The 23,354-nt window shown below is 69.9% G+C and carries 21 protein-coding genes; 11 read left to right on the top strand and 10 right to left on the bottom strand.

From position 1 onward, the window contains the following. The first annotated feature begins 12 nt into the window (after window positions 1–12). Genes L3Q65_RS05030 through L3Q65_RS05010 form a run of 5 tightly spaced genes read left to right on the top strand, consistent with a single transcriptional unit; the run spans window position 13 to window position 5,106 of the window. A complete protein-coding gene (locus L3Q65_RS05030; RefSeq protein ID WP_237598895.1) occupies window positions 13–1,038 on the top strand; it encodes a phosphotransferase family protein in 1,026 nt (341 codons plus the stop codon). Beyond that, window positions 1,038–2,261 carry an acyl-CoA dehydrogenase family protein gene (locus L3Q65_RS05025; protein ID WP_182896571.1) on the top strand — a complete coding sequence of 408 codons (1,224 nt, stop codon included), beginning with the start codon at window positions 1,038–1,040 and terminating at the stop codon, window positions 2,259–2,261. The genes L3Q65_RS05030 and L3Q65_RS05025 overlap by 1 nt, the downstream gene beginning before the upstream one ends. Next, window positions 2,258–3,436 (top strand): acyl-CoA dehydrogenase family protein, encoded by a 1,179-nt coding sequence (locus L3Q65_RS05020; protein WP_237598894.1) that lies wholly within the window; start codon window positions 2,258–2,260, stop codon window positions 3,434–3,436. The genes L3Q65_RS05025 and L3Q65_RS05020 overlap by 4 nt, the downstream gene beginning before the upstream one ends. Further along, complete coding sequence (locus tag L3Q65_RS05015; RefSeq protein ID WP_182896573.1) at window positions 3,433–4,527, top strand: acyl-CoA dehydrogenase family protein; 1,095 nt, start codon at window positions 3,433–3,435, stop codon at window positions 4,525–4,527. Before L3Q65_RS05020 ends, L3Q65_RS05015 begins: the two co-directional genes overlap by 4 nt. Before the next feature lie 36 nt (window positions 4,528–4,563). Beyond that, window positions 4,564–5,106 carry a GrpB family protein gene (locus L3Q65_RS05010; RefSeq protein WP_182896574.1) on the top strand — a complete coding sequence of 181 codons (543 nt, stop codon included), beginning with the start codon at window positions 4,564–4,566 and terminating at the stop codon, window positions 5,104–5,106. Between the two features lie 255 nt (window positions 5,107–5,361). Here L3Q65_RS05010 and L3Q65_RS05005 read toward each other — a convergent pair whose 3' ends face one another. The 7 genes from L3Q65_RS05005 to L3Q65_RS04975 form a co-directional block, all read right to left on the bottom strand. Next, window positions 5,362–6,342, bottom strand: a complete 981-nt coding sequence (locus L3Q65_RS05005) for a chitinase (RefSeq protein WP_182896575.1) — start codon at window positions 6,340–6,342, stop codon at window positions 5,362–5,364. Window positions 6,343–6,538: 196 nt separating this feature from the next. After that, complete coding sequence (locus L3Q65_RS05000; protein WP_182896576.1) at window positions 6,539–7,843, bottom strand: MFS transporter; 1,305 nt, start codon at window positions 7,841–7,843, stop codon at window positions 6,539–6,541. A 54-nt stretch (window positions 7,844–7,897) separates the two neighbouring features. After that, on the bottom strand, window positions 7,898–8,671 hold the full coding sequence (locus tag L3Q65_RS04995) for an SDR family oxidoreductase (protein WP_237598893.1): 774 nt from the start codon (window positions 8,669–8,671) through the stop codon (window positions 7,898–7,900). After that, window positions 8,668–9,420, bottom strand: a complete 753-nt coding sequence (locus L3Q65_RS04990) for an SDR family oxidoreductase (RefSeq protein WP_237598892.1) — start codon at window positions 9,418–9,420, stop codon at window positions 8,668–8,670. Before L3Q65_RS04990 ends, L3Q65_RS04995 begins: the two co-directional genes overlap by 4 nt. A gap of 244 nt (window positions 9,421–9,664) precedes the next feature. Next, complete coding sequence (locus L3Q65_RS04985; protein ID WP_182896579.1) at window positions 9,665–10,486, bottom strand: carbohydrate ABC transporter permease; 822 nt, start codon at window positions 10,484–10,486, stop codon at window positions 9,665–9,667. Continuing rightward, window positions 10,486–11,418: a carbohydrate ABC transporter permease gene (locus tag L3Q65_RS04980; protein WP_370648172.1), complete on the bottom strand. Its 933-nt coding sequence runs from the start codon at window positions 11,416–11,418 to the stop codon at window positions 10,486–10,488. Before L3Q65_RS04980 ends, L3Q65_RS04985 begins: the two co-directional genes overlap by 1 nt. Continuing rightward, window positions 11,415–12,725, bottom strand: a complete 1,311-nt coding sequence (locus L3Q65_RS04975; protein WP_182896580.1) for an extracellular solute-binding protein — start codon at window positions 12,723–12,725, stop codon at window positions 11,415–11,417. The genes L3Q65_RS04980 and L3Q65_RS04975 overlap by 4 nt, the downstream gene beginning before the upstream one ends. 151 nt (window positions 12,726–12,876) lie before the next feature. Between L3Q65_RS04975 and L3Q65_RS04970 the strand changes: the two genes are divergently transcribed. Together L3Q65_RS04970 and L3Q65_RS04965 are read left to right on the top strand one after the other, a co-directional pair. After that, entirely contained in the window at window positions 12,877–13,920 is a 1,044-nt protein-coding gene (locus tag L3Q65_RS04970) for a LacI family DNA-binding transcriptional regulator (RefSeq protein ID WP_182896581.1), read from the top strand. After that, window positions 13,917–16,229 carry a beta-glucosidase gene (locus L3Q65_RS04965; RefSeq protein ID WP_237598891.1) on the top strand — a complete coding sequence of 771 codons (2,313 nt, stop codon included), beginning with the start codon at window positions 13,917–13,919 and terminating at the stop codon, window positions 16,227–16,229. Before L3Q65_RS04970 ends, L3Q65_RS04965 begins: the two co-directional genes overlap by 4 nt. A gap of 97 nt (window positions 16,230–16,326) precedes the next feature. Here L3Q65_RS04965 and L3Q65_RS04960 read toward each other — a convergent pair whose 3' ends face one another. After that, window positions 16,327–17,778: a helix-turn-helix domain-containing protein gene (locus L3Q65_RS04960; protein WP_237598890.1), complete on the bottom strand. Its 1,452-nt coding sequence runs from the start codon at window positions 17,776–17,778 to the stop codon at window positions 16,327–16,329. Window positions 17,779–17,959: 181 nt separating this feature from the next. Between L3Q65_RS04960 and L3Q65_RS04955 the strand changes: the two genes are divergently transcribed. Genes L3Q65_RS04955 through L3Q65_RS04940 form a run of 4 tightly spaced genes read left to right on the top strand, consistent with a single transcriptional unit; the run spans window position 17,960 to window position 21,080 of the window. Continuing rightward, complete coding sequence (locus L3Q65_RS04955; protein ID WP_182896583.1) at window positions 17,960–18,985, top strand: amidohydrolase family protein; 1,026 nt, start codon at window positions 17,960–17,962, stop codon at window positions 18,983–18,985. After that, window positions 18,985–19,713 (top strand): metal-sulfur cluster assembly factor, encoded by a 729-nt coding sequence (locus tag L3Q65_RS04950; RefSeq protein ID WP_182896584.1) that lies wholly within the window; start codon window positions 18,985–18,987, stop codon window positions 19,711–19,713. The genes L3Q65_RS04955 and L3Q65_RS04950 overlap by 1 nt, the downstream gene beginning before the upstream one ends. Beyond that, window positions 19,710–20,735, top strand: a complete 1,026-nt coding sequence (locus L3Q65_RS04945; protein WP_182896585.1) for an NAD(P)-dependent alcohol dehydrogenase — start codon at window positions 19,710–19,712, stop codon at window positions 20,733–20,735. The genes L3Q65_RS04950 and L3Q65_RS04945 overlap by 4 nt, the downstream gene beginning before the upstream one ends. 18 nt (window positions 20,736–20,753) lie before the next feature. After that, a complete protein-coding gene (locus L3Q65_RS04940) occupies window positions 20,754–21,080 on the top strand; it encodes a putative quinol monooxygenase (RefSeq protein WP_237598889.1) in 327 nt (108 codons plus the stop codon). 60 nt (window positions 21,081–21,140) lie between these two features. Here L3Q65_RS04940 and L3Q65_RS04935 read toward each other — a convergent pair whose 3' ends face one another. Together L3Q65_RS04935 and L3Q65_RS04930 are read right to left on the bottom strand one after the other, a co-directional pair. After that, the gene (locus L3Q65_RS04935) at window positions 21,141–22,511 is read right to left on the bottom strand and encodes an MFS transporter (RefSeq protein ID WP_237598888.1); all 1,371 of its coding nucleotides are present in this window, start codon (window positions 22,509–22,511) and stop codon (window positions 21,141–21,143) included. A gap of 129 nt (window positions 22,512–22,640) precedes the next feature. Further along, complete coding sequence (locus L3Q65_RS04930; RefSeq protein ID WP_182896588.1) at window positions 22,641–23,300, bottom strand: TetR/AcrR family transcriptional regulator; 660 nt, start codon at window positions 23,298–23,300, stop codon at window positions 22,641–22,643. Window positions 23,301–23,354 lie beyond the last annotated feature (54 nt).

The raw sequence follows: 23,354 nt of genomic DNA, 5'->3' as shown, positions 1-23,354 counted from the left end.
GGAGTCCTTCCGATGACCGAAACCGACCCGCCCGGCCTCGATCTGGCGAGGCTGCGCGCCCATCTCGACCGCGAGCGGCCCGGGCTCGTCTCCGGAGCCCTCGCCGCGGACGTGGTGCAGGGCGGGCGGTCCAACCTCACCTATCTCGTCTCCGACGGCACGCAGCGCTGGGTCGTGCGCCGTCCGCCGCTCGGCCACGTTCTGCCGACCGCGCACGACATGCGCCGCGAGTTCCGCGTGATGAGCGGCCTGGCCGGAACTCCGGTTCCGGTGCCGGAAACCGTTCTGCTGTGCGAGGACGCGGACGTGCTCGGCGCGCAGTTCTACGTGATGCAGTTCGTCGAGGGCACGCCGTACCGCACCGCCGAGGAGCTGGAGCAGCTCGGCCCGCAGCGGACGCGGGCGATCGCCGATTCGCTGGTGGACACGCTCGTCGACCTGCACGCGGTCGATCCGGAAGCGGTCGGGCTCGGCGATTTCGGCCGTCCGGAAGGGTTTCTGGAACGCCAGCTGCGCCGGTGGAAGAAGCAGCTCGACGGTTCGCGCAGCCGCGACCTGCCCGGCGCGGACCGGTTGCACGACCAGCTCGCCGCCGCGATCCCGGTGTCCGGCCCGCCCGCCATCGTGCACGGCGACTACCGGCTGGACAACGTGCTCGTCGACGGCGACGACAAGATCACCGCGGTGCTGGACTGGGAGATGTCCACGCTCGGCGACCCGCTCACCGACCTCGGCCTGATGATCACCTACGCGCAGCGGGACCAGCTTTCGCTGCCGATGGTGTCCAACGCCAGCAGCGCGCCCGGCTATCCGGACACTGACGAGACGATCGCCCGCTACGCGCAGCGGTCCGGCCGCGATCTGTCCGCGCTGAACTGGTACGTGAGCTTCGCTTTCTTCAAGCTCGCGGTGATCCTCGAAGGCATCTACTTCCGTTTCCAGCAAGGCAAAACCGTCGGCGAGGGCTTCGACCAGATCGGCGCCGCCGTCGCCCCCCTGATCGAGCAGGGCAGCAAGACGCTCACCAAGGAGAACTGATGGACTTCGCGTTCGACGCCCGTACCGAGGAACTGCGCGGGCAGCTGCTCGAATTCATGGATTCGCACGTCTACCCCGCCGAGGCGGTCTTCCACGAGCAGCTGGCAAAGCGCACCGATCCGTGGTCGCCGCCTCCGATCGTCGACGAGCTGAAGGCGGAGGCGCGCAAGCGCGGTCTGTGGAACTTCTTCCTGCCCGGCGACCACGGCGCGGGGCTGACCAACCTCCAGTACGCGCCGCTGGCCGAGATCACCGGCCGCAGCCCGCATCTCGCGCCCGCCGCGGTGAACTGCGCCGCGCCGGACACCGGGAACATGGAAGTGCTGACCATGTTCGGCAGCGAGCAGCAGAAGAAGCAGTGGCTGGAACCGTTGCTGGCCGGGGAGATCCGCTCCGCGTTCGCGATGACCGAACCCGAGGTGGCCTCTTCGGACGCGCGCAACATCGCGACGAGCATCCGGCGCGAGGGCGACGAGTACGTCATCAACGGGCGCAAGTGGTACATCACCGGCGCGATGAACCCGAACTGCCAGATCTTCATCGTCATGGGCAAGACCGATCCGGACGCGCCCGCGCACAAGCAGCAGAGCATGATCCTGGTCCCGCGCGACACCCCGGGGCTGACCGTCGTGCGCGGCATGCAGGTGTTCGGCTACACCGACGGCGACCACGGCGGGCACGCCGAGGTGCTGTTCGAGAACGTGCGGGTGCCCGCGGAAAACCTCATCGCCGACGAGGGGTCCGGGTTCGCCATCGCGCAGGCCCGCCTCGGACCCGGCCGCATCCACCACTGCATGCGCGCGATCGGCATGGCGGAGCGCGCGCTGGAGGCGATGTGCCGCCGCACGCTGTCGCGCGAGACGTTCGGGCGTCCGATCGCCGATTCCGGCGTGGTGCAGGACTGGATCGCCGAGGCGCGGGTGCGGATCGAACAGCAGCGGCTGCTGGTGCTGAAGACCGCGTGGCTGATGGACACCGTCGGCAACCAGGGCGCGCACACCGAGATCCAGGCGATCAAGATCTCCACCCCGCTGGCCGTCGAATGGATCCTGGACAAGGCGATCCAGGCGCACGGCGCGGGCGGCGTTTCGCAGGACTTCCCGCTGGCGGAGATCTGGGCCGGGGTGCGCACGCTGCGGCTCGCCGACGGCCCGGACGAGGTGCACAAGCGGTCGCTGGCACGGCGCGAGCTGAAGAAGTACCGGACGGAGGCGGGCAAGTGACCGCCGAGGAGCTGCGGGCGCAGGTCGCCGCTTTCCTTTCCGCGCATGATCCTTCCAAGATGTCCGCAGTGGACTTCCTGCGGGCTCGCTTCGACGCCGGGCTCGCCTGGGTGCACTTCCCTGAAGGCCTGGGCGGACAAGGCGCTCCGCGTGCGCTGCAGGGCGAGGTCGAGGCCGCTTTCGCCGCCGCGGGCGCACCGGACAACAACCCGCGCCGGATCCTGATCGGACTCGGCATGGCCGCGCCGACGATCCTCGCGTTCGGCACCGAGGAGCAGAAGAAGCGCTACCTCCGTCCGCTGTGGACCGGCGAGGAGGTGTGGTGCCAGCTGTTCAGCGAACCCGGCGCCGGCTCCGACCTCGCCGCGCTGGCCACCCGCGCGGTCCGCGACGGCGACGCCTGGGTCGTGACCGGACAGAAGGTGTGGACGTCCAGCGCGCACCTCGCGCAGTGGGCCATCCTCGTCACCCGCACCGACCCGGACGTGCCGAAACACCAGGGCATGACGTACTTCCTGTGCGACATGACCGCACCCGGCGTCGAGGTCCGGCCGCTGCGGCAGATCACCGGCGAGGCGGAGTTCAACGAGGTCTTCCTCACTGAGGTGCGGATCCCGGACTCACAGCGGATCGGCGCGGTCGGCGAGGGCTGGAAGGTCGCGCAGACCACGCTGATGAACGAGCGCGTCGCGATCGGCGGCACCGCGATGCCGCGCGAGGGCGGCATGATCGGGCTGGTCGCGAAGACGTGGCGGGACCGTCCGGAGCTGCGCACGCCGGAACTGCGCGACCGGCTCGTGCAGCACTGGGTCGAGGCCGAATCGCTGCGGCTGGCCGGAGAACGGCAGCGGCAGCAGCTCGCGGTCGGCGCGCCCGGTCCGGAGGGTTCGGCGATGAAGGTGGCGTTCGCCGAGCTGAACCAGCAGCTGTCCGGCCTGGAGCTGGAACTGCTCGGGGAAGAGGGCCTGCGTTACGAGGACTGGACGATGCGCCGTCCGGAACAGGTCGACTTCTTCGGCCGCGACGCCGGGTACCGGTACTTGCGCGCCAAGGGGAACTCGATCGAGGGCGGCACCTCGGAGGTGCTGCGGAACATCATCTCCGAACGCGTGCTGGGGCTGCCGTCCGAGCCGCGGGTGGACAAGGACGTCGCCTGGAAGGACCTGCCGCGATGAGCACGCCGGACCTGCTGTACTCGGACGTGGAAGAGGATCTGCGGTCCTCGGTGCGGGCGCTGCTGACCGACCGGGCCGGGCCGACGGCGCTGCTGGCGCGGGTCGAAACGGACACGCCGTACGACCTTTCCCTGTGGAAGACCTTGGCCGCCGACCTCGGCGCGGCGGGCCTCATGGTGCCGGAATCCCTTGGCGGGCACGGGGCTTCGCCGCGCGAGGTCGCGGTCGTCATGGAGGAACTGGGCCGGAGCGTCGCGCCGGTGCCTTACTTGGGCAGTGCGGTGCTCGCTACCGCGGCTTTGCTGGCTGCCGGCTCGGATCTGCTTCCCCAGCTCGCTTCCGGCTCGGCGATCGGCGCTTTGGCGGTGCCTTTGTCGACCGCTCCGGGCGCTGCTTTTCCTTCGACTGTCGAGTTTCTCGACGGAACCCTGACCGGGCGAGTGTCCACAGTGGTCGATGCCTCGGCCGCCGATCTGCTGGTCGTTCCGGCTGTTGGCCCTGACGGCCCTGGCCTTTACGCCGTCGACGCTTCCGCGGCGACCGTGACCGAGGCCGTGTCGCTTGACCTGACGCGGCGGGTCGCCGATGTGACGCTGCATTCTGCTGCCGCGCAGGCGATTTGCACCGGTGCAGCTGCCGCCGATGCCTTGGACAGCGCCTTGACCACTGCGGCTGGGTTGCTGGCTTCGGAGCAGACCGGGATCACCGAGTGGGCGTTGACCGAGACTGTCACCTACCTGAAGGGGCGGTATCAGTTCGGCCGTCCGGTCGGGGGTTTTCAGTCGCTGAAGCACCGGTTGGCGAATCTGTACACGGAACTGGTCAACGCACGGGCCGCGGCCCGGTACGCGGCGGATGCGCTGGCGACGGGGAACGACGTGCCGATCGCGGTGTCCGTCGCGCAGGCCCGGGTGTCGCCGATCGCGGTGCACGCGGCGGAGGAAGCGATTCAGCTGCACGGCGGGATCGGGATGACCTGGGAACATCCGGCGCATCTTTACCTCAAGCGGGCCAAGAGCGACCAGATCGCTTTCGGCACGCCCGGACGGCATCGGGCCCGGCTGGCTGACCTGGTGGATCTGCCCGCCTGACGGTTTTTTGTCGGTGGACGGGGTTACCGTGCTCGCATGTCCGAGACCCCGGCTTGGGCCGATGAACGGCCGGCAATCCATCCCCCGGATCCGACGTGGGCGTCGCGGGGCTCCGCATTGCGCGCGGAGCTCGCGCGGCGGCTCGCGCCGTGGCTCGCCCGCGGGGAGGTAGAACACGTCGGCTCGACGGCGGTGCCCGGCTTGGCGGCCAAACCGGTGCTCGACGTGATGGCCTCGATGCGAGACCTGTCCCCGGAGACGGTCTCGGCGGTGGTTCCGGTGCTTTCCGCGGGCGGGTGGTGTTTCGTGCCGCCGGAGTTGGATGTCGCGGCGCCTTGGCGGCGGTTTTTCGTGCTGCCTGACGCGGAGGGGCGGCGTCGGGTGGCGCATCTGCATTTGCTGCCGGAAGGACATCCCAGGTGGCAGGCACAGCTCCGATTCCGGGACGCGCTGCGGGCGGATCCCGGGTTGGCCGAGGAATATGCCGAGGTGAAGCGGCGGCTGGCTGGGGAGGTGACGGACCGGGAGGAGTACACGGCGGGGAAGACGGAGTTCGTCCGGCGGGTTCTGGGCGGTTGACGGGTCGGCCGCCCGCCGCGGTCGCACCCCCGCCGCGCGAAGGGCCCCTGAGGGGAATCCGATTCCCTCAGGGGCCCCGCACGGACAGCTTGATCGCGACGGCGGCGACGAGGCCGCACCCCTCGGAAACGGCGGCCTCGTCGCCAAGATCAAGCGCGGGCTCCAGGGCCTGGCCGGTCCGGACAGGTTCGCCCGATCCGGCCCGCAGGATCGGCCCAGTCCCATCAGCCCGACCGGCTCAGACCGGAACCAGGATCAGCCGTGGTACCCGGCCACGATCTTCGTGAACGCGTACTTCGGCTGCGAGATTCCGCTGCACTCCCCGCCGCCCGAGCAGTCCCGGTTGGCGGCCCAGAAAGTGAACCGGCCCAGGTGATGGCTGGCCGCGTAGTCGCGGATGGCGGTGAAGTCCGACACCGACACGACCTCGCCCGCGTTGTCCGTCTTGCCGTTCATCGACGACAGGCCCGCGTGCCGGTACGCCGTGGCGCTGTCCCAGCCGAACGTCGACTTCAACTGGGCTGCCAGGCCGTCCACCGCGGACTTTGTCTTGCCTGCCATGTCGCCGCCGCTGGAGAAGTCGAACGGCATCACCGACCACACGTCCACCGGCGCGCCGATCGCCTTCGCCTGCTTGATCAGCCGCTTGCCCCAGTCGTTCGGGCCGGACGTTTCGGTGCCGATCGTGATCACGACGCGCACGCCGGGGTTCTTCTGCTTGGTGATCTTGACCGCGTTCAGGATCCGGTCCTGCACCGTCGCGTTCTCGAACTCGTCGGTGTTCTCGATGTCGAGGTCGATCGCCTTCAGGCCGTACGCGTCGATCACCTTCTGGTACGCCCCCGCCAACGCCGTGGCCGAGGAGCACTTCGCGCCGAGTTTCGTGCCGGACCAGCCGCCGAAGGACGGGATGACGTCGCCGCCCGCGTCGCGGATGCTCTTGATCAGGGTCTTGTCCGAACCGGTCAGCGCACGGTCGCCGTCCCATTTCGGATTGCACGAGCCGTCCGACAGCATGAACGCGAGGGTGAACGTCTTGATCCCGGTCGCGGACATCGCCGCCGACGCACTGGTCTGCCCCGCCCACTGGTACAGGTACGGCGAAGCGAGCACCGGGTCCGGAGCCGCCGCGAGCTGCGGAGCGGACGCGGGCGCGGCCGTGGCCACCCCGGCCGCCGTCGCGAGAGCCGCCCCTGCCGCCGCCGCGAGCGCGGCCAGCCGACGCACTGATTTCATCGTGTTCCTCCCACGAGCACCACGGAACACCTCCGGTTTGAGGCGGCGGGATCAACCCGGGAGGAGTGCACCCGGAAGGGTGCCGTCACACACTGGACTAGACCAAATCGGCGTGTCAAGAGCCGCAGCCCGAACGGCGCAGAAGGCCGGAAACAACGCTCCCGGCCGGTTTCCCCCGGCCGGGTGGGGCCGAAAGTCAGGGGCGGCCCGCGCCGAGTCCGTCGGAGAAGTCGTGGTCGCGGGTCTCCGGCAAGGCGAGCACGCACAGGAAGCTGAGCACCCCGAGCACGACCAGCACCAGGGAAACCGGCACCGTCGAACCGGTCGACGCCCACAGGTCGGTGGAGATCAGCGGCACGATCCCGCCGCCGATCACCCCGGCGGCGCTGTACGCGATCGAAGCGCCGGAATACCGGTACCGCACGCGGAACAGCTCCGGCAGGAACGCGCCCATCGGCCCGTACAGCATCGCGAAACACGCCAGGCCGCCGGCGAACCCGATCGTCAGCAGCACCGGATTGCCGGTTTGCAGCAAGGCGAACAGCGGAAAGGCCCACACCACAACGGAAACCGCCGCAGCCGCGCTCAGCCGTCGGCGGCCCCATTGGTCGGACTTCATCGCGAACACCAGCGTCGCCACGCCCATCGCGGTGGCCGCGATGAGCAGGCTGATCAGCACAGTCGTGCGCGGGATGCCGAGCGTGGTCGTCGCCATCGAAAGACAGAATGTCGTGACGGTATAGAAAAGCGCGTGCGCGAGCACGAACGACAACGTCGACAGCACCAAGACCCGCGGTTGCTTTCGCAAGAGTTCGAACAGCGGGACTTTCGCCTGTTCGGCCTTGTCCAAAGCGGCCTGGAAAACCGGCGTCTCGGCGATTGTGATCCGGATGTAGAACCCGACCGCCAGCAGCGCCGCGGAGAACAGGAACGGCAGCCGCCAGCCCCAGGACAGGAACTCGGCGGGCGGGAGCGCCGCGTCCAGCACCAGGAACAGCAGGTTGCCCAGCACGAACCCGACGGCCGGGCCGAGTTGCGGGAAAGCCGAGTACAGGCCGCGTTTGCCCGGCGGCGCGTACTCGGTCGACATCAGCACCGCGCCGCCCCATTCGCCGCCGAGGCCGATGCCCTGCACGAAGCGCAGCACTACCAGCAGGACCGGCGACCAGATGCCGAGCGTGCCGTAGTCCGGCACCAGCCCGACGGCCACTGTGGACAGTCCCATCACCAGCAAGGACGTGACCAGCATGGACTTGCGGCCGATCCGGTCGCCCCAGTGTCCGAAAAGGATCGCGCCGACCGGGCGCGCGACGAACCCGACCGCGAAGGCGCCGAGCGAGGCCAGCACCCCGGCGGTCGAGGAAAACGTCGGGAAGAAGACCTTCCCGAACACCAGCGCCGCCGCGGTCCCGTAAATGTAGAAATCGTAGAACTCGATGGCGGTGCCGATGGAACTGGCAGTAGCGATGCGCGACACGTCAGCCCGCGCGGGTGCGGTCATTCCGGCTCCCTGTTCTCCCCTGCGGCCCCGTGCCGCCCCGGGGAGAATATCGGGTCACGCGTCGCCGGGCAGTTCCTCCATTTTCCGCTGCAGCTTGTTCATCCCGCCGAGCCAGCGGTCGGTTTCGGTGGCGCGCAAGGCATAGAAGTCCGCGACCTCGGCGTGCGGCAGCACCAGGAACCGGTTCTCGGCCATCGCGGCGAACAACGCGTCGGCCACCTGCGGCGGGTCGATCGCGCTGGCGCCCATCAGCAGTTTGCCGCGTTCTCCGGTCTCCTCGAGCATCGCGGTGCGCACGCCCTGCGGGCAGATCGCCTGCACGGCGATGCCGCGGTGGCGATAAGTGGCCGAAAGCCATTCCGCGAACGCCAGCGCGCCGTGCTTGGTCACCGAATACGGTGCCGAGCCGAGGCTGGTGAGCACGCCCGCCGCGGACACCGTCGCGACGAACCGGCCCTCGCCGCGCTCCAGCCACGCGGGCAGCAGCAACCGGGCCGCCCGGACGTGCGCCATCACGTTGACGTCCCAGGCCAGCGACCACGCGTCTTCGTCCGCGTGGGCGTCGCCGAACGGCGCGACCCCGGCGTTGGCGCAGAAAACGTCGATCTCACCGAGCGTTGCGCGGGCCGCAGTGATCAGGTCGGCCACCCCGGATTCGCTTGCGACGTCACCCGCGAACGACGTGCCGCCCACCTCCGCCGCGACCTCGGCCGCACGATCCCCGGCGAGGTCCGCGACCACGATGCGAGCCCCGTCCGCCGCGAACCGCCGCGCCAGTGCGGCCCCGATCCCGCCACCACCGCCGGTGATGACGACTCCGGCGCTCACAGACCGCCGCCGAGCGTCACGCCGCCGTCGAGAACGACCGTCTGCCCGGTCATCCAGCCGGCCTCGCCGGACAGCAGGAACGCCACCGCGCCCGCGATGTCCTCCGGCACGCCGAGCCGCTTCATCGGGTACGCCGCCGCGACCTCTTCCTCGCGCCCCTCGTAAAGGGCGGTCGCGAACTGCGTCTTGACCACCGCCGGAGCCACCGCGTTCACCCGGATCTTCGGGCCGAGTTCCGCGCCGAGTTCCTGGGTGAGCCGGATCAGCGCGGCCTTGCTGACGCCGTACATGCCGATGCCCGGCGAGGTGCGGATGCCCGCGATCGAGGCGACATTGACCACCGACCCGCCGTACTCGCCCATCCACGCGTCCCGCGCGGCGCGGATCCACGACAGCGGCGCGACCACGTTCACCGCGAAGATCTTGCTCGCGGCGGCCGGGTCGACGTCCAGCGTGGGACCGTAAACCGGGTTGATGCCGGTGTTGTTGACCAGCATGTCGAGACTGCCGAACTTCTCGACCGCGGCGGCGACCGCCTCCTGCTGATGCGCGGCGTCGTCGGCCTTGCCGGGCACCGCGATCGCGACGTCCGGCCCGCCGAGCAGCTCGACGGCCTCGGCGAGCGGCTCCGGCTTGCGCGCGGTGATGACCACCTTGGCCCCGCGCTCGACCAGCCCCTGCGCGATGGCCAGCCCGATCCCCCGGCTGGCCCCGGTGACCAGGGCAACGCGATCCTTGAACGACTCCACCACACCGTCTCCTTGTCCGCCGCTGGACAGCCACCGCTAAGCGGCCGCTTAGTCGCAGGATAACGGCGCTGGTTCCTCGCGCAACCTCGAACCGCTACGGCGACGGTCACAACACAGCCGGTGACCGCCGTCGCGACCCAGTGCGTTTGCCCGGCTTCGGCAACGGCGGGCCCCGCCGGGAAGTCCGGCCGACGCGCGGCGCACTGCCCGTCCCCGCAGGACGGCCGGCTGGGCGAGGGCCGGCTTACTTGCCGAAGCCGGCGGTGAGACCGGTGACGAGGTAGCGCCGGCCGAGGATGTACAGCGCGAGGACCGGCAGGGTGGAAAGGACGACCGCGGCGAGGACCGCGGGGATGTTGACCCGGAACTGGCCTTGGAAGGCCCACAGCGCCATGGGAAGCACGCGCTGGTCGGCGCTCTGGGTGAGGATGAGCGGGAAGAGGAATCCGTTCCACACGTTGAGGCCGTCGTACACCGCGACGGTGACCATCGCGGGTTTGACCATGGGCAGCACCAGGCTGACGAGCATCCGCCCGTGCCCGGCGCCGTCCACGCGCATCGATTCGAACAGCTCGTGCGGCACGTCGCGCAGGAAATTGGCCAGGACGACCACCGAGAGCGGAATCGCGAAGGCGACCGAGGGCAGCACGATCGCGAGCAGGGTGTCGTAGAGGTGCGCGCGCGTGATCAGGTAATAGATCGGGATGATCGTCGCCTGCAGCGGGATCGCCAGCCCCAGCAGGAAAATCTTGTACGTGGTCGCGGAGAACCGGGTCCGGCCGCGCACGATGTAGTAGGCCGCAAGAAGCGCTGCCGCGACGGTGATGACCACGGTGCCTGCCGTGACGATCGCGCTGTTGAGCAGGTAGCGCAGGAAGCCGTTGTCCAGGACCAGCCGGTAGTTCTCGAAGGTGGGATCGGCGGGCAGCGACAACGGGTTGGCCCCGAAGAACCCGCTCTGGCCGCGCAGGCTGGTCACGACGATGTAGTACACGGGCACGAGGACGACGAACAGCCAGGCGAATCCGGCGAGCCCGCCGAGCACGTTGGGCCTGCTCCTGGCCATCACACACCGTCCTGCTGGCTGCCGCGGGAGAAGCGGGCGAACCGGGAGAGGCCCAGCGACAGCGCCAGCCCGGCGACGACGAGCAGCACGGCCAGGGTGCTCGCGCGGCCCATGTCGTTGTTGGAGAAACCGTTGAGGTACATGTCCAGCGGCAGGAACCGGGTGGCGTTGCCCGGGCCGCCGCCGGTGAGCACGAAGACCAGGTCGAAATAGGTCAGCGAACCCACCAGCATCAGCGTCGAGGAGGTGACGATCGTGTAGCGCAGCTGCGGCAGGGTGATGTGGAAGAACTGCCGGACCGGGCCCGCGCCGTCGATCTGCGCGGCTTCGTAAAGCTGGGCCGGGATCTGCCGCACGCCCGCTTGGTAGAGCAGCGTGTGGAACGGCATGAACTGCCAGCCGATCACGAAGATCACCACGTACAGAGCCAGTGTCGGTTCGCCGAGCCAGTCCTGGGAGAGCCAGGCGGCGCCGAACGCGCGGCTCATCCCGAAGTTCGGGTCGAGCAGGGCCTTGAACGCGATCGCGATCGCGGCCGAGGACAGCAGCAGCGGAAGGAAATACAGCACGCCCAGCACCGCGCGGTACCGGCCGCGGCCCGCCGTCAGCACGCCGAGCAGAAGCGAGACCGGCGTCTGGAACAACCAGCTCGCCGCCATCACCTGCACGCTGAGCCAGAGTGCGTGATAGGTGGCCGGATCGCCGAGCGCCGCCGTCCAGTTGGCCAGCCCGGCCCAGCCGGGGTCGGCGATCCCGTCCCACTTCATCAGGCTGAGCGCCGCCACCCCGCCGAGCGGGAGCAGCGCGAAGATCGAGAAGAACGCCAGCGCGGGAACGGCCGTCAGCGGATGCGGTCCGGCGCGGCCGGGCGTCGCGGCGGACCGCGGCCGCTTGCCGGACCGCTCTCGCGCGAGGGCAGCGGACACTGTCACTTCCCGACCGTCGCGTTCATGTTCGCCGAGAACTGCTCGGGCGTGATCTGCTTGAGGAACAGCTGGTCCAGGTTGTTCAGCAGCGCGTCGGCCTGTCCGGGCGAAAGGGCCTGGTCCCAGGAGAGCTGGAAATTCGGCGCGTTCCGCGCCAGTCCGTACACATAGGACAGATACGCCGGGTCAGGGGCCTTGGCCAGTTTGGCCTCGATCCCGTTCACCGGCGGCACCGCGCCCCCGGCGAGCAGCGCGTCGACGTAGGTGTCGTTCATGACGCCCTCGCGCAGGTATTTCACCGCTGCCTGTTTCTGCGCGTCGGAGGCGTGCGCGGACACCGACCAGAAGTTCGCCGGGTTCCCGACGATGTCGGCCGGATCGCCCTTCCCTCCCGGCACGACCGGGAAGCCGAGCCAGCCGAGTTTGCCCGCGGCGAAACCGGGGTCGGCTTCCTTGATGGTGGGGAACGCCCACGAACCCATCAGGTACATCGCCGCCTTGCCGGTGTAGAGCAGGGCGAGGTCGGCGTTGCTGTCGGTGCTGATCGAATTGAACCCCTTGGCGAATCCGCCCGCGTCGACGAGCTGCTGGATCTTGCGGTTCGCGTCCAGGATCGCGGGATCGGACCAGGCGCCCGGCTTGTTCGCGGCGATCGCGGCGAAGACGCCCGGCCCGCCGATCCGGTCGACCAGGTACTCCTCCCACATCAGCTGCGGCCATTTGCTTTGCCCGCCGAGGGAGAACGGGGCGACCCCGGCCGCGGTGAACTTCGGGACGAGCGCCATCAGCTCGTCCCAGGTCTTCGGCGGCTGCGCGCCCACCCGGGCGAAGAGATCCTTGTTGTAGAACAGGAAAACCGGCTGCATGCTGTTGTTCGGCACGGCGTAGGTCTTTCCGTCCAGCACCCCGGTTTTCGCCACCGAGGGCAGGAAGCGGCCGGTCAGCGCGGGATCCTTCCGCACCTCCGGGGTCAGGTCCATGATTTTCCCGGCCGCGACCCAGGATTTCAGCATCCCGCCGTTGCCCCAGCTGAACACCAGGGTGGGCGCCTGGTCGGCGCCGACGGCCGAGCGGATCTTCTGCTTGTACGCGTCGTTGCCGAAGAACTGCCCCTCGACGCCGCCGCTGGCGAACGAAGTGCGGAACACCTGCTCGTCGCCGCCGGTCAGCGCCCATGCCGTCGCCTTCCCCCCGGCGGCGGCCGTGGGCCCGCTCGTGCCGCACGCCGCGGTCAAGGCCAGCAGAGCCGCGAACCCGGTCGCCGCGAGCGTCGTCCGCGTCCCGCGGACCGTCCGGCGAGTACCCAGTTTCATGATGCACCTTCCGCTCCGAAGGTTCGAAAAGTTTCGAAAACTTCCCGTGGGCTGGCCGAAATCTAGGGTAGTGATTCGGGCCAGTCAAGTGCTAAATTCCCTTTCACAGCCAACAATCACGGTTCGAAACATTTCGAAAGGAGGGGGCCCGATGCCGTCCCGCAACGGCGCGAGGCTCGCGGCGGTCGCCGAAGCCGCCGGCGTCTCGCTGCCGACCGTCTCGAAGGTGCTCAACGGGCGGTCCGACGTGGCCGCGCGCACCCGCGCCAGAGTGGAACAAGCGTTGCGGGAGGCCGGATACGTGCCGCGCGGCGGGAGCCGGAACGCCCCCGCGACCCGGATCGTCGACGTCGTGTTCGACGATCTCGTCAGCCCGTACGCGCTCGAAGTGCTGCGCGGGGTGACCGCCGCGGGCGCCGAACTCGGCACCGACGTGGTGGTGAGCCGGATGCCCGAAGCGGCGCCCGGCGGCCCGCTCAGCCCCGAGGACCAGTGGACGCACCGGCTCAAGGGCAACGGCCGGGCCGGCCTGATCGTCGTGACCTCCGAACTCTCGCTCGCCCAGGTCGAAAGCTTCGAACGCGCCGGGCTGCCGCTGGTGGTCATCGACCCGATCAACCTGCCGCGGACCGAGGTCGCCAGCGTCGGCGCGACGAACTGGTCCGGCGGGATCGCTGCCGCGGAGCACCTGCTGAGCCTCGGGCACCGGCGCATCGCGTTCGCCGGCGGGCCGGTCGGGGCCTCCTGCAGCCAGGCCCGGCTGCACGGCTACCGCGCCGCCCTCGACAACGCGGGCGTCGCCTTCGACCCGGAACTGGTGCGCCACGGCGACTTCGGCCATCCGGCCGGGCTGGAGATCGGAAACCGCTTGCTGGCCATGGAAAATCCGCCGACCGCGGTGTTCGCCGCCAGCGACGCCACCGCGCTCGGCGTGCTGGAAGCCGCCCGGCAGCGGGGATTGCGGGTGCCGCAGGACCTGAGCGTCGTCGGCTTCGACGACACCATGCTCGCCGGGCTCGCCACCCCGCCGCTGACCGTGATCCGGCAGCCGCTGCACGACATGGGCCGGGTCGCGCTGCGCACCCTGCTCAAGCTGATTTCCGGGCAGACGCTCGATTCCCACCACGTCGAACTCGCGACCCATCTCGTCGTGCGCGATTCGACCGCCCCCGCAGCCGACCGAGGAGCACGATGAGCCGCTGGCACGACCGGACCCTCTCCCCCGCCGAACGCGCGGACGCGCTGCTGGCCGGGATGACGCTCGAGGAGAAGGTCGCCCAGCTGGGCAGCGCGTGGCCCGGCAATCAGGAGATCAGCGGGAACGTCGCTCCCATGCAGGACGTTTTCGCCCGCGGCGAGGTCCCGTTCGACCAGGTGCGCGCGGACGGGATCGGGCACCTCACCCGCCCGTTCGGCACGGCGCCGGTGAGCGCGGCCGACGGCGTCGCCCGGATCGCCGCGCTGCAGCGCGAAATCGTCTCCGGGACCCGGCTCGGCATCCCGGCGATCGTGCACGAAGAGTGCCTCACCGGCTTCACCACCCTCGGCGCCACGGTCTACCCCACCGCGCTCGCCTGGGCGGCGACCTTCGATCCCGGTCTCGTCGAGCGGATGGCCACCGCCATCGCGGAGGACATGCGCGCGGTCGGCGTGCATCAAGGGCTTTCGCCCGTGCTCGACGTCGTGCGCGACTACCGCTGGGGCCGCACCGAGGAAACCCTCGGCGAAGACCCGTACCTCGTCGGCATGATGGGCACCGCTTATGTCCGCGGCCTGGAGAAGGCCGGGATCATCGCGACGCTGAAGCATTTCGCCGGCTACTCCGCGTCCCGGGCGGCCCGCAACCACGCGCCGGTTTCGATCGGGCCGCGCGAACTGCGCGACGTCGTCCTGCCGCCGTTCGAGATGGCGGTGCGCGAGGGCGGGGCCCGCTCGGTCATGAACTCCTACACCGACCTCGACGGCGTGCCCGCCGCGGCCAGCAAAGCGCTGCTCAGCACGATTCTGCGCGAGGAATGGGGTTTCGACGGGGTCGTCGTCTCCGACTATTGGGCCATCGCGTTCCTCAAGAGCATGCACCGCGTGGCCGCCACCGCGGGTGCGGCGGGCGCGCTCGCGCTGGCCGCCGGGATCGATGTCGAACTGCCGGACACCCTGTGCTACAGCAAGGAATTGACCGAACTGGTCCGTTCCGGGGAGGTCCCCGAGGCGCTCGTCGACCGGGCCGCGGGCCGCCTCCTGCGGCAGAAGGCCGAACTGGGCCTGCTCGACGCGGACTGGGCTCCGCGGGCCGCGCCGGTCGATCTGGATTCGCCGCGCAACCGGGCCCTGGCCCGGGAAATCGCCGAGAAGTCCGTCGTGCTGCTCGCCAACGACGGCACGCTTCCGCTGTCCGCCCGGGAATCCGCCGGGAAAATCGCCCTCGTCGGGCCGTGCGCCGACGACCCGCTGGTCTTCCTCGGCTGCTATTCCTACCCCAACCACGTCCTGCCGCGGCACCCCGAATTCGGCCTCGGCGTAAGCGTTCCGTCCCTGGCCGACGCGCTGCGGCTCGAACTGCCCGCAGCCGAGATCACGGTGCACCAAGGCTGCCCCATCCTCGACGAGGACCGCTCCGGCATCGCCGCCGCGGCGGTCGCCGCGGAAGCCGCCGATGTGTGCGTCGCCGTCGTCGGCGACCGGGCGGGCATGTTCGGCCTCGGCACCTCCGGCGAGGGCTGCGACGCCCCCGACCTGAGCCTCCCCGGCGTCCAGGACGAACTCCTCGACGCGCTCCTGGCGACCGGCACCCCGGTCGTGGTCGTGGTGGTCTCCGGCCGTCCGTACGCCCTCGGCCGCCACGCCGGCCGCGCCGCCGCCGCGGTCCAGGCGTTCCTGCCGGGCGAGGAGGGCGGCGGCGCCGTCGCCGGGATCCTGTCCGGCCGGACCGCCCCGTCCGGGAAACTGCCGGTGCAGGTCCCCCGCGTGCCCGGCGGCTCGCCCGGCACCTACCTGGCCCCGCCGCTGGGCCGCGACAGCGAGGGCATCAGCAACCTCGACCCGACCCCGCTGTTCCCGTTCGGCCATGGCCTGTCCTACACCACGTTCGCCTACTCGGACCTGCGGCTGAGCGCGTCCGAGATTCCCACCGACGGCGAACTGTCGGTTTCGGTCACCGTCCGCAACACCGGCGAACGCGCGGCGGACGAAATCGTGCAGCTGTACCTGAACGACGTGCACGCCCAGGTCACCCGCCCCGTCCGGCAGCTCGCCGGCTTCGCCCGGGTGCCGCTCGAGGCAGGCCGCGCCGCCCGGGTCACGTTCGCGCTGCACGCCGACCGCACCAGCTTCACCGGACTCGACCTGCGCCGGATCGTCGAGCCGGGGACGATCGAGGTCCTGGCCGGGCCGTCCGCGGGCGACCTGCCCTGCACCGGTTCGTTCGAACTCACCGGCCCGGTCCGCGAAGCGGGCCACGACCGGGTCTTGGTCACGCCGGTGTCGATCACGCCGCTTCCCGGGTGACCGGAGCGCGCTGGGCGGAAAACCTCAGACCCCGCAACGGTTTCCCGGGAACGAGTCGCGCGAGCGGACCTCCCCGCAGCAGGCCGGACCGACGAGGTCAGGAGCGGAACCGCTGCACGTCGATCCCGTACTGCGCCAGCTTCCGGTAGACCGTGGCGCGGCCCATGCCGAGCTGCTCGGCGGCCTGCACCACCGTCGCACCGGGTTGGGACAGGCAGCGGACTATTTCGTCCCGCTCCAGTGCCTGCATGCGATTCAGCCGGTGCCCGGCGTTCGCGAAGATCTCCGCTGGCAAGTGCTGGAGGTCGATGTTCCCGGAACGCGCGGCCGCCTTCTGGATCACCCGCCGGAGCTGCTTGACGTTCTCCGGCCAGTCGTAGGCGGTCAACGCCCGCGCAGCCGCAGGCGTGAACTGCGCCGGGCGGCCACGGGCGCGGTGCGCGAAATGCTGCGCCAGTGGCAGCACATCGTCCGGCCGGAGCCGCAGCGGGGGAACTTCGACCACCGTGTCCACGATGGGCGCCAGGGAGGCTGGAACCGCGTCCGAAGCAGCGGTCAGCACGAACGGGGCGACACCGTCGTCCTGGCGCAGCGACAGGAACCGGGCGGCCAGCTCGCTCGCGGCCCACGCGGGCAAGGTGTCCGCTCCGGACACGACGACGCACGTGTCGGCCTTGCCCAGTTCGGGTTCCCACACCCGCAGCCACTGGCGCACCTCGTCCGGCGCGGGAGGGCGGGCGTTGAGCAGCCGTTCGCGGGTGCGCAGTTCCCGGCGCGCGAGTGCGGCCAGCGCTGTCTTGCCGGCGCCGGATTCGCCGGTCACCAGCACCGTCCGGCCTTGCCGCATCGCCTCGAACGCCTCGACCAGCGGATGCTGCCAGGCCGCCGACAACCGCGGCGGGTCGAGGCGTTCGGAGTACATCCGGTACACCTCGCCGCGCGGCACCGGGCGCGGCTGCCTCCCCGAAGCGCGGGCGAGCATCAGCGCGCTCGTGTGCCCGGCCGCCGTCTGCGCGAGAGCCAGCAGCAGGTCCGACGACTGTTCCGACCACGTGGTGAGATTGACGCTTCCTGCGAGCGCGCCGCTCAGCGGATCGAGAACCGGCACCGCCGCGCACGTGTAACCGCGCAAGCTGGTGCAGTAATGCTCCCCCGCGCGCACCAGCGACGGCGTGCGGTCCGCGAGGGCGAGCCCGAGGCCGTTGGTGCCCGCGTTGCTCTCGGCGAAGTAGAAGCCGGGCGCCAGATGCACCCGGTCGAGCGACTTGGTGATGCCCGCGTCCCCGCAGATCCGGCTGAGGACCAGGCCCTCGCTGTCGGTGAGCATCAGGCTGATCGGCTCGTTCGCGAGCGTCGCCTGCAAACCCCGCAGCACCTCGAGGCCGCATTCGTACAGCAGAGACTCCGTGTCGACCGAGCCGCTGAACACCGGGTTCACCTCGTCCTCGGGCACCCCGTAGTGCTCGCTGCGCTGCCACGACGCGCGCAGCCGCGGCGCGTTCGCGCTCGGCACGGCGGGCGGGCCGGATTCGTGCGAGCTGTTCGGCACATCGACCTCCCGGGAGACGCGGCACTGCGTCCGTCCTGGTCCAGGCTAGCCGCGCGAGCGTAACCCGCGAACGCGTCCGGTGTCTCAAAGTGAGACACCGGGGCCCTCCCCCGCCCGCCGCGTCCGCCCTACCGTCCGAGTCCGGACGTGCCAGTGCGGTCACGACGCGGAGAGGAAACCCATGTACACCAAGGACGGCGAGAGCTACTACATCCTGGACGCACACGTCGCGCTCTGGGACGCCCGCCCGGAGAACCAGCGCAACATCCACGGCAAGCAGTTCATCGACTGCTTCTACGACTACCACCGCAACCTCAGCCCGGAATCCGAGGTGTGGCCGTACGAGGAGTACCTCTACCAGGGCGGCGACCGGCTCCTGAAAGACCTGTTCGCCGACGGCTACGTGGACCACGCGATCTTCCAGCCCGCGGCGCTGCCCGCCTTCTACACCAACGGTTTCGGCCAGACCGAGGAAGCGTTCGCGCTGGCGCAGCAGCATCCGGACAAGCTCACCTACAACCACTGCTGGGACCCGCGTTTCGGCGAGGACGGGTTGAAGCAGCTGCGCGAGGACGCCAAACGGTTCAACTTGAAAGGCGTCAAGCTCTACACCGCCGAGTGGTTCGGCGATTCGCGCGGCTGGAAGCTCGACGACAAGTGGAGCTACCGCTACCTGGAAGCGGCGCAGGAGCTGGGCATCCGCAACATCCACATCCACAAGGGCCCCACCATCCGGCCGCTGGACCGCGACGCGTTCGACGTCGCCGACGTGGACAAGGTCGCCACCGACTTCACCGAGCTGAACTTCGTCATCGAGCACTGCGGCCTGCCGCGGCTGGAGGACTTCTGCTGGATCGCCACCCAGGAGCCGAACGTGCACGCCGGGCTCGCCGTCGCGATGCCGTTCATCCACACGCGGCCGCGCTACTTCGCGCAGATCATCGGCGAACTGCTGTACTGGCTCGACGAAAACCGGATCCAGTTCTCCAGCGACTACGCGATCTGGACGCCGAAGTGGCTCGTCGAGAAGTTCGTCGACTTCCAGATCCCCGAGGACATGACGGAGTACCCGGCGCTCACCACCGAGGTCAAGAAGAAGATCCTCGGGCTCAACGCGGCGGCGATGTACGACATCGAGGTCCCGGAAGAGCTGCGCGTGGCCGACGACCCGGCGGAGGCGACACCGGAGGCGGTGTCGGTCGCGTGATGCCCGCCCTGGAAGAGCGCGCCCGCGCGGCGCTGGACACCGTCTTCGACCCCGAACTCGACGAACCGATCACCGACCTGGGTTTCGTGCGTTCGCTCGAGGCCCGGGACGGGACGGTGACCGTGCATCTGCGGCTGCCGACTTCGTTCTGTTCGCCCAATTTCGCGTACCTGATGGCATCAGATGCGAAGGACGTGCTGACCGGTCTGCCCGAAGCGGAGCGGGTCGAGGTGCGGCTGGACGACCATCACGATTCGGACCTGATCAACCGGGGTCTGGCCGCGGACGCGGGCTATCGCGGCACGTTCGGCAGCGAGGCGGAGAAAGACCTCGAAGAGTTGCGCCTGACGTTCCAGCGCAAGGCGCACACCGCGGCGATGGAGCGAGTGCTGACCGCACTGCTTCGTGCAGACCGCGACCTGGCCGAGGAAGCGCTGCACGACGTCACGCTCGGGGATCTGCCCGACGACCGCGCCACGCACGCCCTGCTGCGCCGCCGCGCCGCGCTCGGCCTCGCCACCGCCCCGGACCAACCGGTGCTCGTCGACGACCACGGACGGCCGTACCCGAGGGAGGAAGTGCCGCTGCGGTTGCGGTTCGCACGGTCGGTCCGCATCTCCATGGACGGCAACGCGCACTTCTGCCGAGGCCTGCTCCGCACCCGCTACCCCGAGTCCGCGGCCGACCAGACGCCGCGCGAGCACGCAATCGCCAAGGAGGCGTCGTGAAAGCAGTACAGGTCGTCGGATACGACCAGAATCCCCGGCTCGCCGACGTCCCCGAACCGGACATCACCGGCCCCTACGACGTGATCGTGCGGATCGGCGGGGCCGGGGTCTGCCGCACCGACCTGCACATCCTCGAAGGGCAGTGGGCGGAGAAGTCCGGAGTCGCGCTGCCCTACACGATCGGCCACGAGAACGCGGGTTGGGTGCACGCGGTCGGGAGCGCGGTCACGAACGTGGCCGAAGGCGACAAGGTGATCGTGCACCCGCTGATCACCTGCGGCCTGTGCCGCGCCTGCCGCGCTGGCGACGATGTGCATTGCGCGGCAAGCCAATTCCCCGGAATCGACACCGCGGGCGGATACGCCGAATACCTCAAGACCTCGGCCCGCAGCGTCGTAAAGCTCGACGACGCCCTGGAACCAGCCGACGTCGCCGCACTCGCCGACGCCGGGCTCACCGCCTACCACGCGGCCGCGAAGGCAGCGCGGCGGCTGCGCCCGGGCGACCGGTGCGTGGTGATCGGCGCGGGCGGACTGGGGCACATCGGCATCCAGGTGCTCAAGGCGCTCACCGCGGCCGAACTGATCGTGGTGGACCGGAATCCGGATGCGGTGAAGCTGGCCGAATCGATCGGGGCGGACCACGGCGTCGTCGCGGACGGCGGGCAGGTCGCCGCGGTGCGGGACCTCACCGGCGGCGCGGGCGCGGAGACCGTGCTCGACTTCGTCGGTGAGGGCGGCGCGACCCGCGACGGCGTCGCGATGCTGCGCCGTGCGGGCGACTACCACGTCGTGGGCTACGGCGAGAACATCGACGTGCCGACCATCGACGTCATCTCGGCCGAGATCAACTTCATCGGCAACCTCGTCGGGTCCTATACCGACCTGTGCGAGCTCATGGTGCTCGCCGCGCAGGACCGGGTGCGGCTGCACACGGTGCGCTATCCGCTCGAGAAATTCCAGGACGCACTGGACGATCTGACCGCCGGGCGCATCCGCGGCCGGGCGATCCTCGTGCCCTGACCCGCAGAAGGAGCCTCGATGATCTTCATTACCGCGAAATTCCGGGTGAAGCCCGAACACGCCGAGAACTGGCCGGAGATCTCGCGCGCGTTCACCGAAGCGACCCGCGCCGAACCAGGCTGCCTCTGGTACGAGTGGTCGCGCAGTCTCGCCGATCCGAACGAGTACGTGCTCGTGGAAGCTTTCCGCGACGACGACGCAGGCGCCGCGCACGTCGGCTCGGACCACTTCAAGAACGCGCAGCGGGAACTGCCTCCGTACCTGGCCGAGACGCCGCGCATCGTCAACGCGAAGGTCGACCAGGACGGCTGGTCCGAACTCGGCGAACTGGCCGTGCGCGACTGACCGCGGCAGAAGGGCGAGGAGTCTTCCCGCTGGGACTCCTCGCCCTTCGCGGCGAACGCGTCAGGCAGCCACTGTGCTGCTGTCCGCGACCGCGCGCGGCGCTCGCTTTCCCAGCTCCGCCAACGGAACCCGGCAGGTTTCGCGCATGGTCAGCACCGCGAGCCCCGCCGCCAACGCCGCCCCGGCGGTCAGCCCGGCGACCGGCAGCCAGTTCTTCAGATCAGAACCGGCGAATGCCGCGGCGATGGACGGCGCGAACCCGCCGAGCGCGAAGCCCAGTTGCGTGCCGACGGCGACCCCGGACATCCGCACCTTGGTGCCGAACTGCTCGGTCCACAAGGCATAGCCGACCCCGCCGTAGGCGCTGTACACGACTCCCGACAACAGGATCCCGAGCGCGAACACCAGCACCACGTTCGCCTGGCTGACCGCCCAGATGAACGGCCAGATCAGCACTGCGACGCCCAGCGCGGCGACAGCGAAGACGGGTTTGCGGCCGAACCGGTCGCCTGCCTTGCCCCACAACGGAATGGCGGCCAGCGCGACCACGTTGCTCAGCATGATCATCCACAGCATCGAACTGCGGGACAGGCCGATCGTGGACACCCCGTAGGTCAGCGAATAGATGCTGACGATCGTGCTGGTGACCGAGATCAGCGCGCTCACCACGATCTTGAGCACGTCGGGCGTGTGGTGCCGCAGGAGCACCAGCAGCGGAGCCTTCGGCACGGCGTTCTGCTCGCGCGCGGCGGCGAATTCCGGGCTTTCCCGCATCGACCGCCGGATCCACCAGCCGACGACCGTGACCAGCGCGCTGAGCAGGAACGGGATCCGCCAGCCCCAGGACAGCAGCATGGGGGTCGGCATCGAGGACAGCGGGAGGAACACCGCGGTCGCCAGGATCAGGCCGAACTGCGTGCCCGCGAGGGTGAAACTGGTGAAGTAGGCGCGTTTGCCCGGCGGCGCGTGTTCCAGCGTGGCCGATCCGGCGCTGGACTGTTCGCCGGCGACCGCGAGCCCCTGCACGAGGCGCAGCGCGACCAGCAGGATCGGCGCGGCGACGCCGATCGTGCCGTAGCCGGGCAGGACGCCGATCAGGAAGGTCGCGGTGCCCATGCCGAGCAAGGTCAGCAGCAGCACGCGTTTGCGGCCCAGCGTGTCGCCGAGATGCCCGAGGATGAACGAACCGACGGGACGGGCGACGTAGGCGACGCCGAACGTGGCGAGCGAGGCGATCGTCGCGGTCGCGGCGTTGCCTGCCGGGAAGAAGACCTTCGGGAAGATCAGCGCCGCGGCGGTGCCGTAGATGAAGAAGTCGTAGTACTCCAATGCGCTGCCGATCCACGACGACACAGCCGCCTGGCGTGGGGTGCGGCGAGCGGCGCCCGGCGATGCGGGATCGTGCTCCTGGCGCGGGACAGCGTCGTCCACGTCAGCCTCCTTGATGACCGCGGCGGCGGTCGACGGGTCCGTCCGGCCGGAATGTCCCGGCTGGTTATGTACCGGATAGTGAGTTAGCCGCCGCGGGCGTGTCAAGCCCTTCGCCGCGATCCGGTCCGGTCAGGCCCGCCCGACGTGCGCGGTCAGGTACTCGAGAACCAGGTCTCCCAGCATGCGCCGGTAGTGGTCGCGGCGCGCGGGATCCAGCAGGTCACGGTCGAAAATGACCTGGAAGGTGTGCTGGTTGGCGGTCCGGAAGACGCAGAACGCGCTGATCATCATGTGCACGTCGAGCGCGTCGACGTCGTCGCGGAACAACCCGGCGGCGCGGCCGCGTTCCAGGATGCCGGCGAGCACGTCGACCGCGGGCGCGGCGAGCCCGGGCAGGATCGGCGAGGTCCGCAGGTGCTCCGCGTGGTGGATGTTCTCGATGCCGACCAGCCGGATGAACGCGGGATGCGATTCGTGGTGGTCGAAGGTCAGCTCGGCCAGCGCCCGCATGGCGCGCGCGGGGTCGAGGTGATCGACGTCCAGCTGCTGCTCCAGCGCCCGGATGCCCTGGTAGGCGCGCTCCAGGACGGCGACGTACAAGCCCTCTTTGCTGCCGAAGTAGTAGTAGATCATCCGCTTGGTGGTCCTGGTGCGGGCGGCGATCTCGTCGACCCTGGCGCCGTCGTAGCCGCGGTCGGCGAACTCGCCGGTCGCGACGTCGAGGATCTCGGCACGGGTGCGTTCGGCGTCCCGCTGCCGCTCCGGCGCGTCGGAGGGCTCGGCGCTCACGGGATCGTCCTCGCTGCTCGGCTCACCTGGCCGAGGATATCCGGCCGCCGCTTC

The sequence above is a fragment of the Amycolatopsis sp. FU40 genome, assembly GCF_021903635.1.
Lineage (GTDB): Bacteria > Actinomycetota > Actinomycetes > Mycobacteriales > Pseudonocardiaceae > Amycolatopsis > Amycolatopsis dendrobii.
Note: the sequence above shows the minus strand (reverse complement) of the source record. Positions and strands in the feature narration are given on the sequence as shown.

Excerpts from the sequence above, each read along its gene's own strand:
- L3Q65_RS04970 (WP_182896581.1), top strand. The coding sequence starts at position 12,877 with ATGCCGTCCCGCAACGGCGCGAGGCTCGCGGCGGTCGCCGAAGCCGCC.
- L3Q65_RS05000 (WP_182896576.1), bottom strand. The coding sequence starts at position 7,843 with ATGACCGCACCCGCGCGGGCTGACGTGTCGCGCATCGCTACTGCCAGT.
- L3Q65_RS04985 (WP_182896579.1), bottom strand. The coding sequence starts at position 10,486 with ATGGCCAGGAGCAGGCCCAACGTGCTCGGCGGGCTCGCCGGATTCGCC.
- L3Q65_RS05010 (WP_182896574.1), top strand. The coding sequence starts at position 4,564 with ATGTCCGAGACCCCGGCTTGGGCCGATGAACGGCCGGCAATCCATCCC.
- L3Q65_RS04950 (WP_182896584.1), top strand. The coding sequence starts at position 18,985 with ATGCCCGCCCTGGAAGAGCGCGCCCGCGCGGCGCTGGACACCGTCTTC.
- L3Q65_RS05015 (WP_182896573.1), top strand. The coding sequence starts at position 3,433 with ATGAGCACGCCGGACCTGCTGTACTCGGACGTGGAAGAGGATCTGCGG.
- L3Q65_RS05025 (WP_182896571.1), top strand. The coding sequence starts at position 1,038 with ATGGACTTCGCGTTCGACGCCCGTACCGAGGAACTGCGCGGGCAGCTG.
- L3Q65_RS05030 (WP_237598895.1), top strand. The coding sequence starts at position 13 with ATGACCGAAACCGACCCGCCCGGCCTCGATCTGGCGAGGCTGCGCGCC.
- L3Q65_RS05005 (WP_182896575.1), bottom strand. The coding sequence starts at position 6,342 with ATGAAATCAGTGCGTCGGCTGGCCGCGCTCGCGGCGGCGGCAGGGGCG.
- L3Q65_RS04955 (WP_182896583.1), top strand. The coding sequence starts at position 17,960 with ATGTACACCAAGGACGGCGAGAGCTACTACATCCTGGACGCACACGTC.
- L3Q65_RS04975 (WP_182896580.1), bottom strand. The coding sequence starts at position 12,725 with ATGAAACTGGGTACTCGCCGGACGGTCCGCGGGACGCGGACGACGCTC.
- L3Q65_RS04940 (WP_237598889.1), top strand. The coding sequence starts at position 20,754 with ATGATCTTCATTACCGCGAAATTCCGGGTGAAGCCCGAACACGCCGAG.
- L3Q65_RS04965 (WP_237598891.1), top strand. The coding sequence starts at position 13,917 with ATGAGCCGCTGGCACGACCGGACCCTCTCCCCCGCCGAACGCGCGGAC.